At 73.8% G+C, this 23,809-nt stretch carries 2 protein-coding genes and 3 pseudogenes; all 5 read right to left on the bottom strand.

Going from position 1 to position 23,809, the window contains the following annotated elements:
• Positions 1-5,101 (bottom strand): annotated as a pseudogene (locus IF09_RS48615) (type I polyketide synthase); the annotation flags it as partial.
• Between the two features lie 30 nt (positions 5,102-5,131).
• Positions 5,132-5,953: pseudogene (locus IF09_RS48610) on the bottom strand (polyketide synthase dehydratase domain-containing protein); the annotation flags it as partial.
• A gap of 61 nt (positions 5,954-6,014) precedes the next feature.
• A pseudogene (locus tag IF09_RS46510) lies at positions 6,015-8,282 on the bottom strand (type I polyketide synthase); the annotation flags it as partial.
• A 54-nt stretch (positions 8,283-8,336) separates the two neighbouring features.
• Complete coding sequence (locus tag IF09_RS47440) at positions 8,337-20,252, bottom strand: type I polyketide synthase (RefSeq protein ID WP_158710091.1); 11,916 nt, start codon at positions 20,250-20,252, stop codon at positions 8,337-8,339.
• Positions 20,239-23,787 carry a beta-ketoacyl synthase N-terminal-like domain-containing protein gene (locus IF09_RS0131250; protein ID WP_030301478.1) on the bottom strand — a complete coding sequence of 1,183 codons (3,549 nt, stop codon included), beginning with the start codon at positions 23,785-23,787 and terminating at the stop codon, positions 20,239-20,241. The genes IF09_RS47440 and IF09_RS0131250 overlap by 14 nt, the downstream gene beginning before the upstream one ends.
• Positions 23,788-23,809 lie beyond the last annotated feature (22 nt).

The raw sequence follows: 23,809 nt of genomic DNA, 5'->3' as shown, positions 1-23,809 counted from the left end.
CTCCAACTGCTCGGCGGACACCGCCCGGGACACCAGCGAGTCCAGGGTCACCACCAGGCCACCGGTCTCGTCGGCCGCCTCGACGGACAGGGCATCCGGGCCGAAGGGCGCCAGCCGTACCCGCAGGGCCGAGGCACCCGCGGCGTGCAGCACCAGCCCGTTCCAGTCGAGCGGCTGCAGCTGTCCCTCCGCCGTCGTGGCGTCGACCGCCCCGGCGTGCAGGGCCGCATCCAGCAGCGCGGGGTGGATGCCGAACCTGCCGGCGTCCTTGCGCTGCTCCTCTGGCAGGGCCACCTCGGCGAAGAGCTCCTCGCCGCGCCGCCACACCGCCCGCAGACCCTGGAAGGACGGCCCATAGCCGTAACCGCGCTCGACCAGGCCGGAGTAGAACTCCCCGACCTCGACCGGCTGCGCGCCGGCCGGCGGCCAGGCCGCGAAGTCGAAACCGCTGCCCACGGCGCCCGGCTGGGCCGTGGCCGACAGCACACCGGTGGCGTGCCGCGTCCACACCCCCTCACCGGCGGCGTCCTCACGCTGGGAGTAGATCTCCACCGTGCGCGAGCCGTTCTCGTCCGGTCCGCCGACGGCGACCTGGACCCGTACTCCGCCGTGCTCGGGCACGACCAGCGGCGCCTCGATGACGAGTTCCTCCAGGACTCCGCAGCCGGCCTCGTCGCCGGCCCGCACCGCGAGTTCCACCAGCCCGGTACCGGCGAGGAGCACCACACCACCGATCGTGTGATCGGCCAGCCAGGGGTGCGACTTCAGCGACAGCCGCGAGGTGAACACCAACCCATCGGACTGCGGCAACTGCACCACCGCGCCCAGCAGCGGGTGATCGGCCGTCGTCTGTCCCAGCGACGCCGCGTCCGAGGCCGTCGCGGCCGTCTGGAGCCAGTAGTGCCGGTGGTCGAAGGCGTACGTCGGCAGGTCCACGCGCCGCGACGGCGCCGTCTGCGGGAGCACGCCGCTCCAGTCCACGGCCACGCCCCGCACGAACAGCTCGGCCATCGAGGCCAGCAGCCGTCGCAGGCCGCCGTCCTCGCGGCGCAGCGAGCCGGTCACCACCACATCGGTGTCGGTGGTGTCCACGGTCTCCGTGATCGGCTGGACCAGTACGGGGTGGGCGCTGACCTCGACGAACACGCCGTGACCCTGGTCGAGCAGGTCGGCCACGGCGGGACCGAAGCCCACCTGGCCTCGCAGGTTCCGGTACCAGTAGTCGCCGTCCAGGACGCCGGCGTCCGCCACCCAGCCGCCGGCGACGGTGGAGTAGAACGGCACCGTCGGGGCCTGGGCGTCGATCCCGGCCAGTGTTTCGGCGAGCGTGTGGGAGATGGCCTCCACGTGGCGGGTGTGGGAGGCGTAGTCCACCGCCACCCGGCGGACGCGGATGCCCTGGCCCGACAGCGCTTCCAGGCAGCGCCACCACACGCGCCGCGTCCTCCAGCGACAGCGCACCCGCCACACACGCGGCGGCGATCTCACCCTGCGAGTGACCGAGCACCGCATCGGGCTTGACCCCGACCGACTCCCACACCGCCGCCAGACCCACCATCACCGCGAAACTCGCCGGCTGGAGCACATCGACCCGCTCCAACAGCCCGGGCTCGGCCTCGCCGCGCAGCACCTCGGTCAGCGACCAGTCGATCCACGGCTCCAGCGCAGCCGCACACTCCGCGATCCGCTCCGCGAACACCGCAGAAGAGTCCAGGAGTTCCCGGCCCATACCCGCCCACTGCGAGCCCTGACCCGGGAACACCCACACGACCCTGCCCGAAGCGGTCGCGCTACCGGACACCACACCGGGCGCGCCCTCACCCCGCGCCAGCGCCTGCAGACCGGCCAGCGCCTCCTCGCCCGAGCCGGCGACCACGACCGCACGCTCGCCGAAGAGCGTACGGCCCGACACCAGCGCTCCGGCCACGTCCGCCGGCGACACCCCGTCGGCGCCCTCGACGAACGCCGCAAGCCGCCCGGCCTGACCCGCGAGCGAGGCGGCGCTCCGCGCCGACACCACCAGCGGCACCACACCGGCCGGAGCGGACGCCTGCGCGACAGCCTCGGCCGTCTCCGTCGGCGCCTCCTCCAGGATCAGGTGCGCGTTCGTCCCGCTGATACCGAACGAGGAAACACCGACCCGGCGCGGCCGGCCGTTGCGGGGCCACTCCCGCGCCTCCGTCAGCAGCTCGATGGCACCCGCGGACCAGTCCACCTGGCTCGAAGGCTCGTGTACGTGCAGCGTGCGCGGCATGACCCCGTGGCGCAGCGCCTGCACCATCTTGATCACGCCGGCCACACCGGCAGCCGCCTGCGTGTGACCGATGTTCGACTTCAGCGAGCCCAGCCACAGCGGCTGCTCCGGGTCGCGGCCCTTGCCGTACGTGGCGAGCAGCGCCTGCGCCTCGATCGGGTCGCCCAGGGCGGTACCCGTGCCATGGCCCTCGACCACGTCCACGTCGGACGGGGAGAGTCCGGCGCCGGCCAGGGCCTTGCGGATCACCCGCTGCTGCGAAGGACCGTTCGGCGCCGTCAGACCGTTCGACGCACCGTCCTGGTTGACCGCGCTGCCGCGCAGTACGGCGAGTACACGGTGGCCGCGCTCGCGCGCCACCGACAGCCGCTCCAGCACCACCAGACCGACGCCTTCGGAGAGCACCGTGCCGTCCGCGCCGTCCGCGTACGCCTTGCACCGGCCGTCAGCGGCCATGCCGCGCTGGCGCGACATGCCGAGGATTCCGATCGGCGATCCCATGACGGCGACACCGCCGGCGAGCGCCATCGAGCACTCGCCCTGGCGCAGCGCCTGCGCCGCCAGGTGCATCGCCACCAGGGACGAGGAGCAGGCCGTGTCCACGGTGACCGCGGGGCCCTCGAAGCCGAAGGCGTACGACACGCGGCCCGAGGCCACGCTGCCCGCCGTGGCGGTCGTGACGAAGCCTTCGAGTTCCGCGGGCATGTGCGTCAGGGACTCGACGTAGTCGTGGATGGAGACACCGGAGAAGACGCCGATGTCGCTGCCCTGTGCCGTGCTCGGGTCGATGCCCGCCCGCTCCAGCGCCTCCCAGGAGGTCTCCAGCAGCAGCCGCTGCTGCGGGTCCATCGCCAGCGCCTCGTTCGGCGAGATGCCGAAGAACGCGGCGTCGAACTGGGCGGCCTCGCGGAGGAATCCGCCCTGGTCGGTGGCCGAGGTGCCCGTACGGTCGGGGTCCGGGCCGTACAGGCCGTCCAGGTCCCAGCCGCGGTCGTCGGGGAAGGAGGACATGCCCTCACGGCCTTCGGACACCAGCTGCCACAGGCCGTCGGGGTCCGAGACCCCGCCCGGCAGCCGGCATGCCATGCCGACGATCGCGATCGGCTCGTCCGGATCCGCGACGGCGGCCGCAGCCGCGGCAGGGGTGCCGGCCGCCGCCGCGTCATCGAGCTCCTCGCGCAGGTGGCGGGCGAGCGCGACCGGGGTGGGGTAGTCGAAGATCAGCGTGGCCGGCAGCTTCACGCCGGTCGCCGCGCTCAGCCGGTTCCGCAGCTCGACCGCGGTCAGCGAGTCGAACCCGATGTCGCTGAACCCACGGGTCCCCTGGGCCAGTTCGGGGCCGCTGAAACCGAGTACGTTGCCCGACTCGGCCTGGACGACGGTCAGCAGGATGCTCTCCTGCTCGGCCGCCGACAGCCCGGCGAGCCGGCGGACCAGTCCGCTGCTGTCCCCGGCAGCCGCACGCGCCACGCGCCGACTCGCGCGGACCAGGCCGCGCAGCAGGTGCGGAACTCCTCCGCCGGCTGCCGCCTGGCTCCGCATGGTCTTCAGGTCCAGCTTGATCGGCACCAGCAGCGCCTGGTCCGCGTGCAGGCCGACGTCGAAGATGTGCAGGCCCTCGGCCGGCGTCATCGCCAGCACGCCACCGCGGCTCATGCGGGCCTGGTCGACGGCGCTGAGGTGCGCGGTCAGGCCGTTGCTCTGCTCCCACAGGCCCCAGGCCAGTGACAGGGCGGGCAGGCCCGCCGCCCGACGGCCGGCCATCAGACCGTCGAGGAAGGCGTTCGCCGCCGCGTAGTTGCCCTGGCCGGCCGACCCCATGAGCGAGGCCGCGGACGAGAACACGATGAACGCGTCGAGGTCGAGGCCACGGGTCAGCTCGTCCAAGTGCCGTACCGCATCCACCTTCGGCGCGAACACCTTCGCGAGCCGCTCCGGGGTCAGCGTCGCGATCACACCGTCGTCCAGCACACCGGCCAGGTGCACGACGCCGGTCAGCCGGCGCTCGGCCGGCACCGACGCCAGCAGGGCCTCGACCTGGGCGCGGTCGGACACGTCACAGGCCGCCACGGACACGGCAGCACCCAGCTCGGTGAGTTCGGCGACCAGCTCCTGCACCCCCTCGGCGGCCGGACCACGACGGCCGGCCAGCAGCAGGTGCCGCACCCCGTGCCGGGTGACCAGGTGACGGGCCACCAGACCGCCCAGGGCCCCGGTGCCACCCGTGACCAGGACGGTCCCCTCGGCGCGGAACACCGCGGGCCCGTCGGGGACCTCTCCGCCGGCCCGGACGAGCCGGGGGACGGAGAGGGCCGCTCCGCGCACCGCGACCTGCGGCTCACCGCCGGCCAGCACCGCGCCCAGGACGGGAACCGCTCCGTCACCGGAGGCCGGGTCGGTGTCGATCAGAATGATCCGGTCCGGGTTCTCGGCCTGCGCGGCACGCACCAGACCCCAGACGGCCGATCCTGCCGGGTCGGTGACCTTGCCGTCGCCGGCGGGGACCGCGCCCCGGGTCACCACGACCAGGCGCGACTCCTCCAGCCCGGTCCCGGCGAGCCAGGCCTGGACGACCTCCAGCACCCGGGAGGTCGACTCCAGTACCGCGTCCTCGCCGTCGGCGCCGGTCACGGCCTGGAGGACCGCCACCGCCGGGACGGCGGCGCTCCCTGCCAGAGCCAGCACGTCGTCGGCACCGGAAACGGCCGCCCACGACGGAGCGGGCTCCGCCCCTTCGGCCGGGGGCAGCTCGGTCCACTCCACGCCGAACAGCGAGTCGCGGCTCTCATCGCCTGCCGCGGCGCCCAACTGGTCGGTGGACACGGGCAGGGACACCAGCGAGTCCATCGTCAGGACCATGCCGCCGGTCTCGTCGGCGGCCTGGAACGACAGTGCGTCCGGCCCGCACGGGGCGACCCGCACCCGCAGTGCCGAGGCACCCACGGCGTGCAGCACCAGCCCGTTCCACGCGAACGGCAGCACCTGGCGGTCGTCGTCCGGATTGGCGAAGGCGTTCGTGTGGAGGGCGGCGTCGAGCAGCGCCGGGTGCATGCCGAACTTGCCGGCCTCCTCCCGCTGCTCCTCGGGCAGGACGGCCTCGGCGAAGACCTCGTCACCGCGCCGCCACACCGCCCGCAGGCCCTGGAACGCCGGGCCGTACGCGTAGCCGCGCTCGAGCAGGCCGGTGTAGAAGTTCCCGACCTCGACCGGCTCGGCACCCGGCGGCGGCCACGCGGCGAAGTCGTATGCCTGAGCCGTCTTCCGTGTCGCCGACGAGGCCGCCAGGAGTCCGGTGGCGTGCCGCGTCCATTCGTTCGCGCCGCCCTCGCCGACGGCGTCCTCGCGCTGGGAGTACACGTCCACCGTGCGGGAGCCGGTCTCGCCCGGTCCGCCGACCGCGACCTGCAGCCGCACGCCGCCCTGCTCGGGCAGCACCAGCGGCGACTCGATCACGAGCTCTTCCAGGACGCCGTACCCGAACTCGTCGCCGGCCCGCACCGCGAGGTCGACGTACATCGTGCCGGGGATGATGACCACGCCGCCGATCGCGTGACCGGCCAGCCAGGGGTGGGTCCGCAGCGAGAGCCGCGAGGTGAAGACCAGCCCGTCGGACTGCGGCAGCTGCACCACCGCGCCGAGCAGCGGGTGATCGGCCCCGGTCAGCCCGAGCGAGGCCGCGTCGGTGGCCGACCCGGCCATCTGGATCCAGTAGTGCTGGTGGTCGAAGGCGTACGTCGGCAGGTCGATGCGGGCGGACGACCTCCACGAACACCCCGTGGCCCTGCTCGAGCAGCTCGGCCACGGCCGGGCCGAAGCCCACCTGGCCGCGCAGGTTCCGGTACCAGTAGGCGCCGTCGAGGACGTCGGCGTCCGCCACCCAGCTGCCGGTGACGGTGGAGTAGAACGGCACCGTCGGCGCCTTGGCGGTGACGCCGGCCAGCGCTTCGGCCAGCGTGTCGCGGATGGCCTCCACGTGCCGGGTGTGGGACGCGTAGTCCACGGCCACCCGGCGTATCCGGACGCCCTGGTCGTCCAGCGCGTCCAGCGCCTCGTCGAGCGCCTCGGCGTCACCGGCGATCAGCAGCGCCACCACACGCGCCGCGTCCTCCAGCGACAGCGCACCCGCCACACACGCGGCGGCGATCTCACCCTGCGAGTGACCGAGCACCGCATCGGGCTCCACGCCCACGGACGCCCATACGGCTGCCAGGCCCACCATCACGGCGAAGCTGGCCGGCTGCACCACGTCGACCCGCTGCAGGAACCCGGGCTCGGTCTCGCCGCGCAGCACGTCCAGCAGCGACCAGTCGACCCACCGCTCCAGCGCGGCAGCGCACTCCGCGATCGGGAACACCCACACGACCTTGCCCGGCGTACCCGAACCGGTCACCAGACCGGGCGCGCTCTCCCCGCGCGCCAGCGCCTGCAGACCGGCCAGCGCCTCGTCGTCCGAACCCGCGACGACGACTGCGCGCTCGCCCAGCACCGCACGGCCCGACACCAGCGCTCGGGCCACGTCCGCCAGCGGCACCTCGTCGGCGCCCTCGAGGAATTCCGCGAGCCGCCCGGCCTGGGTCGCCAGCGAGCCGGCCGTTCCCGCCGACACCACCAGCGGCACCGCACCGGCAGGCCGGTCTTCCTCGGTGACGGGCTCCGCGGCCTCCTGCGGCGCCTCCTCCAGGATCATGTGCGCGTTCGTGCCACTGGCACCGAAGGCGGAGACGCCTGCGCGGCGGGGATGGCCGCTGCGCGGCCACTCGCGGGCCTCGGTCAGCAGCTCCACCGCACCTGAGGACCAGTCGACCTGGGGGGTGGGCGCGTCCACGTGCAGGGTGGCCGGGAGCGTACGGTGCCGCAGCGCCTGGACCATGTTGATCACGGCGGCGACACCGGACGCCGCCTGCGTGTGCCCGATGACGGACTTGACCGAGCCGAGCCACAGCGGCTGTTCGGGGTCGCGGCCCTGCCCGTACGTCGCCAGCAGCGCCTGCGCCTCGATCGGGTCGCCCAGCACCGTGCCCGTGCCGTGGCCCTCCACCGCGTCCACGTCGGCCGGGGTGAGCCCCGCGCTGTCGAGCGCCTTGCGGATCACCCGCTGCTGCGACGGACCGTTCGGCGCCGTCAGACCGTTGGAGGCGCCGTCCTGGTTGACCGCGCTGCCGCGGATCACGGCCAGTACCTGGTGCCCTCGCTCCTGTGCCACCGACAGCCGCTCCAGCAGCACCACGCCCACGCCCTCGGCCCAGCCGGAGCCGTCGGCGCCGGCGGCGTAGGACTTGCAGCGCCCGTCGAAGGCGAGTGCGCGCTGACGCGCGAAGCCGACGAACCCGCCCGGCGTCGCCATGACCGTCGAGCCGCCCGCGAGCGCCATGGAGCACTCGCCCCGGCGCAGCGCCTGGGCGGCGAGGTGGATCGCGACCAGCGAGGAGGAGCACATGGTGTCGACCGTCACCGCGGGACCCTCGAGCCCCAGGGTGTAGGCGACCCGCCCGGAGGCGACACCGCCCGCCGTGCCCAGGGCGCGCTCCAGGCTGAGGTACCCCTCGAAGCCGCTCAGGTCGGGCGCGTAGTCCTGGTGCACGATTCCGGCGAACACGCCGATGTCGCTGCCGCGTACCGAGTGGGGGTCGATGCCGGCCCGCTCGAAGGTCTCCCAGGACACCTCGAGCAGCTGTCGCTGCTGGGGGTCCATCGCCAGGGCCTCACGCGGCGAGATGCCGAAGAACCCGGCGTCGAACTGCGCGGCGTCGTGCAGGAAGGCGCCTTCGCGCACGTACGTCGTACCGGGGTTGTCGGGGTCCGGGTGGTAGAGGCCCTCGACGTCCCAGCCGCGGTCCTCGGGGAACGTGCTGTACACGTCGGCGCCCTCGGACACCACGCGCCAGAAGTCCTCCGGCCCGCGGATTCCGCCGGCGTACCGGCAGGCCATGGACACGATCGCGATGGGCTCCGCGGCTGCCGCGACCAGTGTGCTGTTCTCCTGCTGAAGCCGGGCGTTCTCCTTCAGCGAGGCACGCAGTGCCTCGACGACCTGCTGGTCGGGCGCCGACATATCCATCCTCCACGATTCGTTCACAGGCGATCAGCTCGTCTTGCCCAGGGCCCGCTGCACCAGATCGGCAACGTCCATGGCGTCGATCAGTTCCACGTCGGCGGCGGCCGCCGACGGCTCCACTTCCGGCGCGTCCGCGCCCGCGTCCGCGTCCATGTCGGCCTCGGCGAGGCCGAGGAGGGTGTCCAGCACCCCGGCTTCCTTGAACCGGGCGAACGGCACGGACGCCAGGACCTGCCTGAGCTCGTCCTCCCGCTCGTCCAGACCGTCGCCGGTCTCCCGGAGGAGTTCGGAGCGCAGGTACCCGACCAGCGCTTCCGGGGTGGGGTAGTCGAAGATCAGCGTTGCGGGCAGGCGCAGTCCGGTGGCCGCGTTCAGGCTGTTGCGGAGGTTGACGGCGGCAAGCGAGTCGAAGCCGACCTCCTGGAACGCCTGGCGCGGGCCGATGCCCTCCGCGCCGCTGTGGCCGAGGACCGTCGAGGCGTGGCCGCGGACCAGCCGGAGCAGGATGCGGTCCTGCTCGGTGTCCGGGACCGCCCGCAGGGAGTCCGCGAGGGACGTGGCGGCGTCGCTGTTCCCGCCGTCGCCCTGCAGGGCCTGGAGGGCCTTCTTCGCCTCGGGCAGGTCGGCGAACAGGGGGCTGGTGCGGACCGAGGTGAACGCGGGGATGAAGGCCCCCCAGTCCATGTCGGCCACCGCCACGAACTTCTCGTTGCCCTGGACCGCCTGCACCATCGCGGTGACCGCCAGCTGAGGGGCCACGGGAAGGACGCCACGGCGCCGGAGCTGGGCGAGGGCTGCCTCGTCCATGCCCACGCCGATCTGGTCGAGGGCTCCCCAGGCGATCGACGTCGCCCTCAGTCCACGGGCGCGGCGCCACTCGATCAGGGCGTCGAGGACGGCGTTGGCCGCTCCGGACGGACCCTGGCCGCCGCCGCCCCACACACCCGCGATCGAGGAGAAGACGACGAACGCGTCGAGCGGGGTGTCCTCGAACAGCCCGTCCAGCCATAGGGCGGTGTCCACCTTGGCCGCGAACACCCCGGCGAGGTCGGCGACGCCGGTGTCGTCGATGGAACTGGTCTGCGTGACGTCGGCGGCGTGCACCACGGCCGTGACCGGCTGTTCCGCGGCCGCCTCGGAGACCAGCTGCGCGATCGCGTCCCGGTCGGAGTCCGCGCACGACCCCACCGTGGTGGCGACGCCCAGCCCGGCCAGTTCGGCCCGCAGGTCCGACACGCTCCCGTCGGATGCCTGCGCGGTCGTGGTGACGATGAGCCGGTCGGCGCCGGCCTGCGCGAGCCAGAGCGCGACGTGCTTGCCCAGCCCCTCGGCGCCGCCGGTCACCAGGACCGTGCCCCGGGGCTGCCAGCCGGCGTCGCCGGTGGACTCCGGGACGGGCTTGCGCACCAGGCGCCGGGTGTACACGCCCGACCGCCGGACCGCGAGCTGGTCCTCGTCGGCGGCGGAGTTCAGCACTCCGAGCAGGTACCGGGCCGTACGCGGGTCGCTCACGGCGGGCAGGTCGACCAGACCGCCCCACCGGTCGAGCCGTTCCAGCGCAGCGGCGCGGCCGAGGCCCCACAGCGACGCCTGCACCGGCGAGGTGAGGGTGTCGTGGATGCCGATGTTCACCGCGCCCCGGGTCAGGCACCACAGCGGCTGGGTGGCGTTGTTGTCCGCCAGGGCCTGGATCAGCGCGAGCGTCGACGCCGTGACCGCGGTCGGGTCCTGCAGGCCGCTGCCCGTCTGCTCCTCCAGGGCCAGCAGGGACAGCACGCCGGTCAGGTCGTGTGCTGCCAGGACGCCGGTCAGCAGCTTGGCGAGCCGTTCCCGCGTACGGTCGCCCTCACCGATCTCCAGCAGGACGGTGCCGAGTCCGAGACCCGTCAGCTCGTCCAGGAGGGCGTCGGTCGCACTGCCGTCGGGACGTGCGGCCGGTACGACGACCAGCCATCGGCCCCCGGGTACGCCGGCCGCTTCGCGTTCGAGCGGCTGCCAGGTGACGTGGTAGCGCAGCTTCTCGGCCGTCGACCTCTCGCGGCGCTTCCCCCGCCATTCCGCCAGTACGGGGACGACGGTGTCCAGGGCGCTGCGCTGGTCGGCCGACGCCATCTCCAGCAGCTCGCCGAGGGAGTCCGGATCGGCTCGTTCGACCGCGGCCCAGAAGTCGGAGTCGGCGCCTTCGGCCGTCTCGGCGGCGTCGGCGGCCGCCTCCGCCTCGTGGAGCCAGTAGTGCTGGTGGTCGAAGGCGTACGTCGGCAGGTCCACGCGTACGGACCCGGCCCCGGCGGGCAGGACACCGCTCCAGTCCACGGCCACGCCGCGGACGAACAGCTCGGCCATCGAGGCGAACAGCCGTCGCAGGCCCCCGTCCTCGCGCCGCAGCGAACCCGTCACCAGCGCATCGGTCCCGGTGTCGTCAGCGGTCTCGGTGATCGGCTGGACCAGCACCGGGTGGGCGCTGACCTCCACGAACACCCCGTGGCCCTGACCCATCAGCTCGGCCACGGCCGGGCCGAAGCCCACCTGGCCGCGCAGGTTCCGGTACCAGTACCCGGCGTCGAGGACGTCGGCGTCCGCCACCCAGCCGCCGGTCGCGGTGGAGTAGAACGGCACCTTCGGGGCCTGCGCGTCGATCCCGGCCAGGGCCTCGGCGAGCGTGTCGCGAACGTCCTCCACGTGCCGGGTGTGCGAGGCGTAGTCCACCGCGACCCGGCGCACCCGGACGCCCTGACCCGCCAGCGTCTCCAGCACCTCGTCCAGCGCCTCGGCGTCACCGGCGATGACCACGGAGGACGGCCCGTTGACCGCGGCGACCTCGACCCGGTCCGCCCACGGCTCCAGCCACGCCACCGCGACGTCGGCGCTCAGCGCGACCGAGGCCATACCGCCGCGTCCGGCCAGCTCCTTCGCGATGACCTGGCTGCGCAACGCCACCACGCGGGCCGCGTCGTCCAGCGACAGGGCCCCTGCGACACAGGCCGCGGCGATCTCGCCCTGGGAGTGACCGAGCACGGCGCCCGGCTGCACTCCTGCGGAACTCCACACGGCCGCCAGGCCCACCATCACGGCGAAGCTGGCCGGCTGCAACACGTCGACCCGCTCCATGAGCTCGGGCTCGGTGTCGCCCCGCAGCACCTCGATCAGCGACCAGTCGATCCACGGCTCCAGAGCGGCAGCACATTCCGCGATCCGCTCGGCGAAGACCGGCGAGGAGTCGAGCAACTCCCGCCCCATGCCCGCCCACTGCGAGCCCTGGCCCGGGAACACCCACACGACCTTGCCCGGCTTGCCCGAGCCGGCACTGCCGCGGACCACACCGGGCGCGCTCTCGCCCCGAGCCAGCGCCTGCAGCCCTGCGAGCGCCTCCTCGTCCGAGCCGGCCACCACGACCGCACGCTCTCCCAGCACCGCGCGGCCCGACAGCAGCGCCCCGGCCACTCCCGGCAGCGGCACACCGTCGGCTCCCTCGACGAACGCCGCCAGCCGCCCTGCCTGGCCGGCGAGCGAACCGGCACTGCGCGCCGACACCACCAACGGCACCACACCTGCAGACGCCGGCGGCTCCTGCGGCTCTTCCGCGGGCGCCTCCTCCAGGATCAGGTGCGCATTCGTCCCGCTGGCCCCGAACGAGGAGACCCCGGCCCGGCGCGGACGGCCGTGGCGCGTCCACTCCCGGGCCTCGGTCAGCAGCTCCACCGCACCCGCGGACCAGTCCACCTGCGGGGTGGGTTCGTCCACATGGAGCGTGGCGGGCATGACGCCGTGCTGCATGGCCATCACCATCTTGATCACACCGGCCACACCCGCGGCAGCCTGCGCGTGGCCGATGTTCGACTTCAGCGAGCCGAGCCACAGCGGCTGCTGCGGATCCCGGTCCCGCCCGTACGTCGCCAGCAGGGCCTGCGCCTCGATCGGGTCGCCCAGGGCCGTACCGGTCCCGTGGGCCTCCACGACGTCGACGTCCGCGGGAGTCAGTCCCGCCGTGTCCAGCGCCCTGCGGATCACCCGCTGCTGCGAGGGACCGTTGGGCGCGGTCAGACCGTTCGACGCGCCGTCCTGGTTGACCGCGCTGCCGCGCAGCACCGCCAGCACCCGGTGCCCGCGCTCGCGCGCCACCGACAGCCGTTCCAGTACGACCACACCGACGCCCTCGGCCCAGCCGGTGCCGTCGGCCGCCGAAGAGAACGCCTTGCACCGGCCGTCGGCGGACAGGCCGCGCTGGCGCGAGAACTCCATGAAGGCGTCCGGACTCGCCATGACCGTCGCGCCGCCGGCGAGCGCCATCGAGCACTCGCCCTGCCGCAGCGACTGCGCCGCCAGGTGGATGGCCACCAGCGAGGACGAGCACGCCGTGTCCACCGTGACCGCAGGACCCTCGAAGCCGAACACGTACGACACGCGGCCCGAGGCCACGCTCGCCGCCGTGCCGGTCATGAGGTAGCCCTGGACGTCCTCGGGCACCTGGTGGAGCCGGGTCACGTAGTCGTGGTGGACGATTCCGGTGAAGACGCCGATGTCACTGCCCTTGGTGGAGTGCGGGTCGATGCCCGCCCGCTCCAGCGCCTCCCAGGAGGTCTCCAGCAGCAGCCGCTGCTGCGGGTCCATCGCGAGGGCCTCACGCGGGGAGATCCCGAAGAGCCCGGCGTCGAACTGCGCCGCCTCGTGGAGGAATCCGCCCGAGCGGGTGTAGCTCGTACCCGGGTGGGCCGGGTCCGGGTGGTACAGCCCCTCGAGGTCCCAGCCGCGGTCGAGCGGGAAGCCGGAGACCGCGTCCCGCTGCTCCCTCACGAGCTTCCACAGCTCCTCGGGACTGTCCGCCCCGCCCGGCAGCCGGGTGCTCATGGCGACGATCGCGATCGGCTCGTCGGGAGCGGAGGCCGCCGCCGCGGCCGGGGCGGGCACCGCCGCCTGCTCGCCGAGCAGTTCGCCGCGCAGGTGGGCGGCGAGGAGGGTGAGTGTCGGGTAGTCGAAGACCAGCGTGCTGGGAAGGTCCACCCCGGTGAGGTCGCGCAGGCGGTTGCAGAGCTTGACCGCGCTGAGGGAGTCGAATCCGAGGCTCTTGAAGGACTCCGCCTCGTCGAGCCCGTCCGGCGTGCGGTGGCCGAGTACGAACGCGGTGCTCTGCTGGACCAGGTCCATCACCACACGCTGCTGCTCCGCGGCCGACAGCCCGGCCAGCCGGCCGGCGATCGCATCGCCGGCGCCTTCGCCGCGCGACACCACGCGCCGGGTGAGGGCGACGGAAGGCGTCCGCGCTTCGGCAGCGCAGGCGCCCGGCTTCTCCGTCGTGACCGGTACGTCGGCGCCCTCTGCGGGCGGGGTGGTCAGGGTCAACGGGCCGAGGACCGCCACCGGTTCACCGGCCGGGTCCGCGAGCTCCAGCAGAGGGCGGCCGTCCGGCGCAGGCATGATCCGCAGCCGCAGCGAGGCGGCGCCTTGCGCGTACACGGCCAGGCCGGCGCAGACGGACAGGTCCGCGGTGCCACGGGGATCCAGGACGCGCAGTGCGGTGTCGAGGAGCACCGGGTGCAAAGTGAACTCGGCGGCTTCGTCGGCCAGTTCGGCCGGAAGAACGATCTCCGCGAAGGTCTGCCCGTCCTGCTGCCACACGCGGTGCGCCCCTGGGAGGAGCGCGTCACGGTCTGCCGGCAGCGGCCAGTCCCGCAGGTCGAACGTCGGCTGCGGCATTCCCGGGACCAGTACGGCGCGTGCATGGCACGTCCAGGGACCTTGCCCGGGGTCGAGGGGCCGGCCGTGGACGGCGACGCGGCGGCGCCCGTCGGGACCCGGGCCGGCGACCGACACCCGCACCTGGGTGTGGCCGTGCTCCGGCACCGTCAACGGCGCCTCGACGACGACCTCTTCGAGGCTTCCGCAGTCCACCTCGTTGCCGGCCCTGACGATCATCTCCAGGAGCGCGGCGGCCGGAACCTTGATGGCGCCGTCCTTCGCCGCGGCCCCGGGGAGCCAGCCGCGGCTCCGCGGCGACAGCCGCCCGGTCAGGACGACGCCGCTCCCGCCGTCGTCGCCCGGCATCTCGATGACGGTGCCGAGCAGCGGGTGCCCGGCGCCGGCGGTGCCGAGGGCTTCCGCGCCGCCCTTCGAGGTCTCGTCGGCCTCGACCCAGTACCTCTGGTGCTGGAAGGCGTACGTGGGCAGGTCGGCCCCGGTCTGCGTGGCGGGCCGGCCCAGCACGGCCTCCCAGTCCACGGCCACACCGCGTACGTGCAGTTCCGCGAGGGCGGACATGACGCCGACGGGCTCCGCGCCGTCCTTGCGCAGGGTGGCGATGCAGCTCTGCTCCCGGTCGCCGAGCGAGCCGAGCGCCATCGCGGCGAGGATCCCTCCGGGGCCCAGTTCGAGGAACGTCGTCGCTCCGAGGTCGCTCAGCGCGATGACGGCATCGCTGAACCGCACCGCGTTCCGCGCCTCGTCGACCCAGTACCCGGGGGTGCAGAGCTGCCCCTCCCGGACGGGTTCGCCGGTCAGTGTGGAGACGACGGGAAGCGTGCCCGGCCGGTACGACAGGCTCTCCAGGACCGTGCGGAACTCGTCGAGAACGGGCTCCATGAGCGGGGAGTGGAAGGCGTGGCTGACCGGCAGCCTGCGCGTCTTGTGGCCGCGGCCGGCCAGTTCGTCGGCGGCGGCGAGCACCGCGTCCTCGGCGCCGGAGAGCACCAGCGAGTCGGGGCTGTTCACCGCCGCGACGCAGACCACACCGCGGGCCCGGGCCAGCACGGGGGCGACGTCGGCCTCGGTCGCCTGGACGGCGACCATCGCGCCGCCCTCGGGCAGGGACTGCATCAACCGGCCGCGGGCGGCGATCAGTCGGCCCGCTTCGGCCAGCCCGAGGACTCCGGAGACGTGCGCAGCGGTGATCTCTCCGATCGAGTGGCCCGCGACCAGGTCCGGTCGCACCCCCCAGGACTCGAAGAGCCGGAACAGCGCGGTCTCCAGGGCGAACAGGGCGCCCTGCGTGTACATGGTCTGGTCGAGCAGTTCGCTGTCGGGCGATCCCGGCGCGGCGAACACCACGTCGCGCAGCGGGCGCGCCGCGTGCTCGTGCAGGTGCTCTTCGACGGCGGCACAGGCGGCGGCGAAGGCCTCGCGGAAGACCGGGTAGGTCTGGGCGAGTTCGCGGCCCATGCCGGCCCACTGGCTGCCCTGACCCGTGAAGAGGACGGCCAGTTTGCCCGGGGCCGGGGTGCCGGAGACGACGGCGTGGCTCGCTTCGCCCCGCGCGAAGGCGCTCAGGTCGGCGGCGAGCCGTTCCCTGTCGGATGCCAGGACGACGGCCCGGTGGTCGAGCTGGGCACGCGTGGTGGCGAGCGCGTGGGCGGCATCGGTCAGGCGTATGTCGGGCCGCGCGTCGAAGAACCGGGCGAGCCGGTCGGCCTGGCCGCGCAGTCCGGCGGGCGTCCGCGCCGATACGGGCACCGGTACCAGGACGCCGGTCGGCTCCGGTCCGGGCTCCGGCGCGGGAGCCGGCGGCTGGTCGGGCGCCTCTTCGATGACGACGTGCGCGTTGGTGCCGCCGATGCCGAAGGAGGACACGCCGGCTCGGCGGGGCCGGCCGCTGCGCGGCCAGTCACGGGCCTCGGTCAGCAGTTCCACGGCGCCCGCGGACCAGTCGACGTGGGACGACGGACGGTCCACGTGCAGCGTCTTCGGGAGGACTCCGTGCCGCATGGCCATGACCATCTTGATCACGCCTGCGACGCCTGCCGCCCCCTGGGTGTGCCCTATGTTCGACTTCACGGACCCGAGCCACAGCGGCCGGTCGGCCTGCCGGTCCTGGCCGTAGGTCGCCAGGAGCGCGTCCGCCTCGATCGGGTCGCCGAGCGTCGTGCCCGTGCCGTGCGCCTCCACGGCGTCCACGTCCGAGGTGCCGAGACCGGCATGGGCGAGCGCCTTGCGGATCACCCGCTGCTGCGCCGGGCCGTTCGGGGCCGTCAGACCGTTCGAGGCGCCGTCCTGGTTCACCGCGGACCCTCGGACCACGGCCAGCACCTGGTGGCCCCGGCGACGGGCGTCCGACAGCCGCTCCACGAGCAGCAGCCCCGCGCCCTCGGACCAGCCGGTGCCGTCCGCACCGTCGGCGAACGCCTTGCAGCGGCCGTCGGGGGCCAGTCCGCGCTGCCGGGAGAACTCGACGAAGGTCTCCACGGTGCCCATCACCATCACACCGCCCGCCAGCGCCATGGAGCACTCGCCCCGGTTCAGCGCCTGCGCCGCCAGGTGCAGGGCCACGAGGGAGGAGGAGCATGCCGTGTCGACCGTGAGGGCGGGGCCCTCGAAGCCGAAGTGGTAGGCGATGCGGCCGGAGGTGACGCTGCCCGAACCGCCGGTGAGGCGGAATCCCTCGACACCGGACGCCTGGTGCATCCGCACGCTGTAGTCGTGGCTGTTGACCCCGACGAAGACGCCGACGTCCTCACCGGCCAGCGTGGTCGGGTCGATCGCGGCCCGTTCGAAGGCCTCCCATGACGTTTCGAGCAGCAGGCGCTGCTGCGGGTCCATCGCCAGCGCCTCGTTCGGCGAGATGCCGAAGAACGCGGCGTCGAAGCCTGCGGCGTCGTCGAGGAACGCGCCGTGGCGTACGTACGTGGTGCCGGCGTGGTCGGGATCGGCGTTGAAGACCCGCTCGGTGTCCCAGCCGCGGTCGTCGGGGAACTCGCTGACGACGTCGACGCCGTCGGCCACGACCCGCCAGAGGTCCTCCGGACTGTGCACGCCGGCCGGGAAGCGGCAGGCCATCGCCACGATCGCGATCGGCTCGTCGGTGGTCCCGGCGGGCGCCCCGGTCTCGGCCGGACGGTGCGGCGTACCGCCGAAGAGCTTGGCGCGCAGGCGCTCGGCGAGCGCCGTCGGCTTCGGGTAGTCGAAGATCATCGCCGGGGAGAGGGTCAGACCGGTCGCCATCGCGAGGCGGTTGCGCAGTTCCACTGCGGTCAGCGAGTCGAATCCGGCCTCCTTGAAGGTCCGGGTCGCGTGGACGGCATCGGCAGTGGTGTGCCCGAGCACGTCGGCGGCGTGCCGCCGGACCAGTTCGAGCAGGGCCTCGGTCTGCTCGGCGTCGCCCAGACCGGCGAGGCTCTCCCTCAGCGACTCGGGCCCGGACGCAGCGGCGGTCCGCGCCGCCGGTCGCGGCGACGGGGCCAGACCCCGCAGCAGCGGCGGCACCGGAGCCTCGGCCGCAGCCGCCCGCAGGGCGGACACGTCGAACTTCGCCGCCACCAGCGTGTCGGCGGTGCCCGCGCCGGCGCCCAGGGCGGCGTCCAGCAGGGCCATTCCCTCGCTCGCGGAGAGCCCGCTCATGCCGATGCGCCGGTTGCGGCGCAGGTCTGCGGCGCCCAGGTGTTCGGTCATGCCGCTGACCGTCGCCCAGTAGCCCCAGGCGAGGGAGACGGCCGGCAGACCGAGGCCGCGGCGCCGGTGCGCCAGTGCATCCAGGTAGGCGTTGGCCGCGGCGTAGTTGGCCTGCCCTGGGTTGCCCAGCACGCCCGCCGCCGAGGAGAACAGCACGAACGCGGCGAGGTCCAGGTCCCGGGTGAGCTCGTGCAGGTGGAGCGCCGCGTCCGCCTTGGGCCGCAGCACGGTGTCGACGCGGTCCGGGGTCAGCTCGGTGAGCACCCCGTCGTCCAGGACGCCGGCCGAGTGCACGACGGCGGTGAGCGGGTGCTCGGCCGGTATCGCCCGCAGGAGGGCCTCGAGCTGGGCCCGGTCCGCCGTGTCGCAGGCGGCGATGGTGACGGACGCGCCCAGCGCGCTCAGCTCGTCGTGGAGCTCCGGGGCATGACCCCGGCGGCCGGCCAGGACCAGGTGACGGATGCCGTACGCGGTGACCAGGTGCCGTGCGGTCATCGCACCCAGCGTCCCGGTGCCGCCGGTGATCAGTACGGTGCCCTCGGTGTCGAGCGGCCGCGGGTGCCGTCCGGCTCCGGCCGGCGGCCCGTCCTGCGAGAGGGGCACGCGGACCAGCCGGGGCACCTGCGCCACGCCCTCCCGCAGCCTCAGCTGCGGTTCGCCGCTCAGCACGACGCCCGGCAGAGCGGACCGGGAGGCGTCGTCGAGGTCCGCGAGGACGATCCGGTCCGGATGCTCCGACTGCGCCGAGCGGACCAGACCCCAGACCGCGGCCGCGTCCGGTTCGGCGCAGTCCCCGGTGACCACGGCCAGCCGGGTTTCCGCCAGGACGGGTTCCGCGAGCCAGGCCTGGAGTACGGCCAGCGTCGCGTTGACCGATGCGCGGGGGTCGGCCGCCGCGCTCAAGGCCTCGGCCTCGTACAGCAGGACGTCGGGGACCGACGCGGCCGACCGGGCCGAGGCGGTGACGTCCTCGCCGGTCGCGACGGTCAGGATGTCGAGGGAGCGGTCCTGGGCGGGAAGCGCACATTGCGTCCACTCGACGCGGAACAGGGCGTCGTGCGGCAACCCACCGGCGATCCCTGCCTCCTCGGGGGAGAACGGAGTTCCTCGTACCGCCTCGACGGTCATGACGGGCTGCCCCGTGGGGTCGGTCAGATGCAGACCGGTCCCCTCCGCCGACGTCCCGCCCGGACGCACCTGCAGAGCGGCGGCGCCGGAAGCCAGCAGGGACACCCCGGTCCACACGGAGGCGAGCATGCCTTCGGGGACGAACGTACGGACGGCGGCGTCCAGCAGCGCGGGGTGCACCCCGTACCGGCCCGCGTCGCGGAGAGCGGCGCCTTCCAGGGCGACTTGGGTGACGGGTCCGTCGCTCGCGGGGGTCGCGGTGGCGCCGGCGGGGGCCAGCGCGCCGTGCGCGTGCCGCGTCCACTGCGCGTCCAGCGGGGCGTCCGCGGCGCGGGAGAAGATCTCCACCGGCCGCCGTCCCGACTCGTCGGGCTCGCCCACGATCACCTGGATGCTGCGGCTGGCCCGCTGCGGCAGCACGACCGGCGTATCGACGGTCAGTACGTCCAGTACGGGGGTGGCGGCCAGGTCACCGAGCCGGATGGACAGCTCGACCAGGGCGGCGTTCGGTACCACGACGGCATCGGACACCTGGTGGTCCACGAGCCAGGGCTGCGACCGGAGCGACCAGCTCGACGTGGCCATGAGGCCGGCCGAGTTCGGCATGCCGACGACCGCGCCGAGCAGCGGGTGACCGCCCCCGGCGAGTCCCAGCGAGGCCGCATCGGTCGCCGAAGCGGCCGTCCGGAGCCAGTAGTGCTGGTGGTCGAAGGCGTACGTGGGCAGGTCCACGTGTACGGACCCGGCCCCGGCGGGCAGGACCCCGCTGACCTCCACGAACACCCCGTGGCCCTGCTCGAGCAGCTCGGCCACGGCCGGGCCGAAGCCCACCTGGCCGCGCAGGTTCCGGTACCAGTAGGCGCCGTCCAGGACGTCGGCGTCCTCCACCCACGTACCGGTCACCGTGGAGCGGAAGGGCACCTTCGGGGCCTGCGCGTCGATCCCGGCCAGCGTTTCGGCGAGGGTGTCGCGAATCGCTTCCACGTGCCGGGTGTGCGAGGCGTAGTCCACCGCGACCCGGCGCACCCGGACGCCCGCACCGGACAGCGTTTCGAGGGCCTCGTCGAGCGCCTCGGCGTCACCGGCGATCACCACGGAGGCCGGGCCGTTGACCGCGGCCACCTCGACCCGGTCCGCCCACGGCTCCAGCCGTACGACCGCCTCGTCCGCGCTCAGCGCGACCGACGCCATACCGCCCCGCCCGGCCAGCTCCTCGGCAATCGCCTGGCTGCGCAGGGCCACCACACGCGCCGCGTCCTCCAGCGACAGCGCGCCGGCCACGCAAGCGGCGGCGATCTCGCCCTGCGAGTGGCCGAGCACGGCGTCCGGCTCCAGGCCCACCGACGACCACACGGCCGCCAGGCCGACCATCACGGCGAAGCTCGCCGGCTGCAGTACGTCGACCCGGTCCAGGAACCCGGGCTCGGTCTCACCGCGCAGCACCTCGCTCAGCGACCGGGAACACCCACACGACCTTGCCCGGCGTACCCGAACCGGTCACCAGACCGGGCGCGCTCTCCCCGCGCGCCAGCGCCTGCAGACCGGCCAGCGCCTCCCCGTGCGAACCCGCGACGACGACAGCGCGGTCGCCGTGCACCGCACGACCCGAGACCAGCGCCCCGGCCACCTCCGCCAGCGACACCTCACCGGCACCCTCGACGAACGACGCCAGCCGCCCGGCCTGCCCCGCGAGCGAACCGGCGCTCCGCGCCGACACCACCAACGGCACCACACCCGCAGCCGGCGCCGGCTCCTGCGCCTCGTCCGCGGGCGCCTCTTCCAGGATCAGGTGCGCATTCGTCCCGCTGACGCCGAACGAGGACACGCCTGCCCGGCGCGGCCGGCCGCTGCGCGGCCACTCGCGGGCCTCGGTCAGCAGCTCCACCGCACCCGCGGACCAGTCGACCTGGGGGGTGGGCGCATCCACGTGCAGGGTCGCCGGCATGACGCCGTGGCGCAGCGCCTGCACCATCTTGATCACACCGGCCACACCGGCAGCCGCCTGCGTGTGACCGATGTTCGACTTCAGGGAACCCAGCCACAGCGGGTGTTCCGCATCACGGCCCTGCCCGTACGTGGCCAGGAGCGCCTGGGCCTCGATCGGGTCGCCCAGGGCGGTACCGGTCCCGTGGGCCTCGACGACGTCCACGTCCGCCGTCGCCAGCCCTGCGCCGGCCAGCGCCCTGCGGATCACCCGCTGCTGCGAGAGCCCGTTCGGCGCGGTCAGACCGTTCGACGCACCGTCCTGGTTCACCGCGCTGCCGCGCAGTACGGCGAGCACCCGGTGGCCGCGCTCGCGCGCCACCGACAGCCGCTCCAGCACCACCACACCGACGCCCTCGGCCCAGCCCGTGCCGTCGGCCGCCGAGGCGAAGGCCTTGCACCGGCCGTCTGCGGCCAGGGCCCGCTGCCGGGAGAACTCCACGAAGTGGTCGGGCGTCGCCATGACCGACACACCGCCGGCGAGCGCCATCGAGCACTCGCCCTGCCGCAGCGCCTGCGCCGCCAGGTGCATCGCCACCAGCGACGAGGAACAGGCCGTGTCCACCGTGACTGCCGGACCCTCGAGGCCGAGCACGTACGACACGCGGCCCGAGGCCACGCTCGTCGCAGAACCCGTGGTGGCGAAGCCTTCCAGCTCCGGGGCCACCGTGGCGGCGCCGGTCCCGTACCCCTGGCCGAACAGACCGGAGAACACCCCGACGTCGCTGCCCTTCAGCGCGACGGGGTCGATGCCCGCCCGCTCCAGCGCCTCCCACGAGGTCTCCAGCAGCAGCCGCTGCTGCGGGTCCATGGCCAGCGCCTCGCGCGGCGAGATCCCGAAGAACCCCGCGTCGAAGAGCCCCGCCTCGTGCAGGAACCCGCCCTGGTCCGTGTACGAGGTACCCGCACGGCCGGGGTCCGGGTCGAAGAGGCCGTCCAGGTCCCAGCCTCGGTCCTCGGGGAAGGAGGACAGGGCGTCCCGGCCCTCGGAGACCAGGCGCCACAGGTCCTCCGGCCCCGCCACGCCACCCGGCAGACGGCACGCCATCCCCACGATCGCGAGCGGTTCGCCGGGGTCGGCCGCCATGACCGCCTCGCTCACCGGCCCGGTGATCCCGAGGGCCTCGGCCCGCATGCGGCCCGCCAGGGCCACCGGAGTGGGGTGGTCGAAGACGACGGTGGTGGGCAGCGCCAGCCCGGTGCTCTCCACCAGCCGGTTGCGCAGGGCGACGATGGCCATCGAGGTGAAGCCCAGGTCGCGGAAAGCCCGGTCGGACGGGACGGAATCCGGTCCCGGCTTCTGCAGCACGACGGCGGCCTGCGTACGGACCAGGTCTTCGAGCAGTGCCAGCTGCGCGCGTTCGTCCAGACCGGACAGCCGGTCCCGCAGGGCTGCCGCGACGGTCGCGTCGGGCCGGCTGCCCACCGGCGCGTCGTGGTGTCCGATCGCCTCGTACCGCAGCCGGCTCGGCTGATCGGCCAGCATGCGGCGCTTGATCTTGCCCGATGCGGTCCGGGGGATGGCGTCGACCTCGTGGACCTGCTCCGGCACCTTGTAGGCGGCGAGCTGCTCGCGGCACCGGTCGATCAGCGTCGCGGTGTCGAAGCCGGCGGGGCCGGGGACCACGTACGCGACCGGGACCTCCCCGAGCGTCTCGTGCGGCACGCCGGCCACCGCCGCGTCGGCGACACCCTCGACGGTGCGCAGGACCGCCTCGATCTCCTCGGGGTGGATGTTCTCCCCGCCGCGGATGACGAGTTCCTTGATCCGGCCGCAGATGCTGAAGTAGCCGGCCTCGTCCCGCCGGGCCAGGTCTCCGGTCCGGTACCAGCCGTCCTGCATCGCCGCGGCGGTCGCCTCAGGGCTGTTGTGGTAGCCGACCATGACGTTCGGTCCGCTGACCCACACCTCCCCCTCCTGACCGGCGGGGACGTCCAGCCCGGTGTCGGGGTTGACGATGCGGACGCCGACGCCCGGCACGGGCAGGCCGCAGGAGCCGTCGACCCGGGCTCCGTCCGGCGGGTTGATGGTGATGGCCCCGCACGTTTCGGTGCTGCCGTAGGCGTCGACCAGCGGGACGCCGAAGACCTCCTCGAAGTCGCGGCGCAGCCGGGATCCGGTGACCGCTCCGCCGACGAGGCCGATCCGCAGGCCGGGTGCGGAGAAACCGTTCTCCTGGGCGGCCGTCACCAGGTGGTGGTACGTGGTGGGAACCCCGGCCAGGAAGGTCGAGTTGTCCTCGCGCAGGGCCCCGATCACGTCCTGCGCGGAACTGCCGTCCATGATCCGGGCCGTGGCGCCGACCACGGTGACGGACAGGACGCACGCGATGTGCGAGAGGCTGTGGAACAGCGGGAGGGGCCAGAGCACCCGGTCCTGTTCCGTCAGTCCCGGAATCGGCACGTAGCAAGAGGCCACGGACCAGAGGCAGTTGCGCTGCGTCGACAGGACGCCCTTGGGACGGCCGGTCGTTCCGGACGTGTAGAACATCCAGGCCACGTCGTCGAGGCCGAGGTCGTCCCGGGCGGGCACGGCCGGCTCGCGGACGGCGAGTGCGTCGTACGAGTGGGCTCCGGCCCCCGCCGGGACGTCGCCGGTCACCAGCAGCGTGATCCCGGGCGCCACGGCCGGCGAGCGCCGCAGCCTCTCCGCCTGCACGGGATCGGTGATGACCACCGTGGCCCCGCTGTCGGCCAGCAGGTACTCCAGCTCGGCCAGGGCCGAGGCGGGGTTGAGCGGTACGCCGATGCCGGCGACGCGCACGACCGCGAGGTAACTCTCCACAGTGGACACCGTGTTGCCGAGGCAGATGGCCACCCGGTCCCCGCGCCGGACGCCCAGGCCCGCCAGATGTCCGGCGAGCCGGCGCGTCCGCGCCTCCAGGTCGCCGTAGGTGACCGCTCGCCGGTCGTCCTGGAAGGCCACCTTGCGGGGGAAACGGGTCGCGTTCTCCAGGAGTGCGACAGGGAGTGGCTTGACGAGATCGGTGCGCACTGTGCCGCAGGTCCTTTCGGAG

Source organism: Streptomyces katrae, assembly GCF_000717655.1.
Lineage (GTDB): Bacteria > Actinomycetota > Actinomycetes > Streptomycetales > Streptomycetaceae > Streptomyces > Streptomyces katrae_B.
Note: the sequence above shows the minus strand (reverse complement) of the source record. Positions and strands in the feature narration are given on the sequence as shown.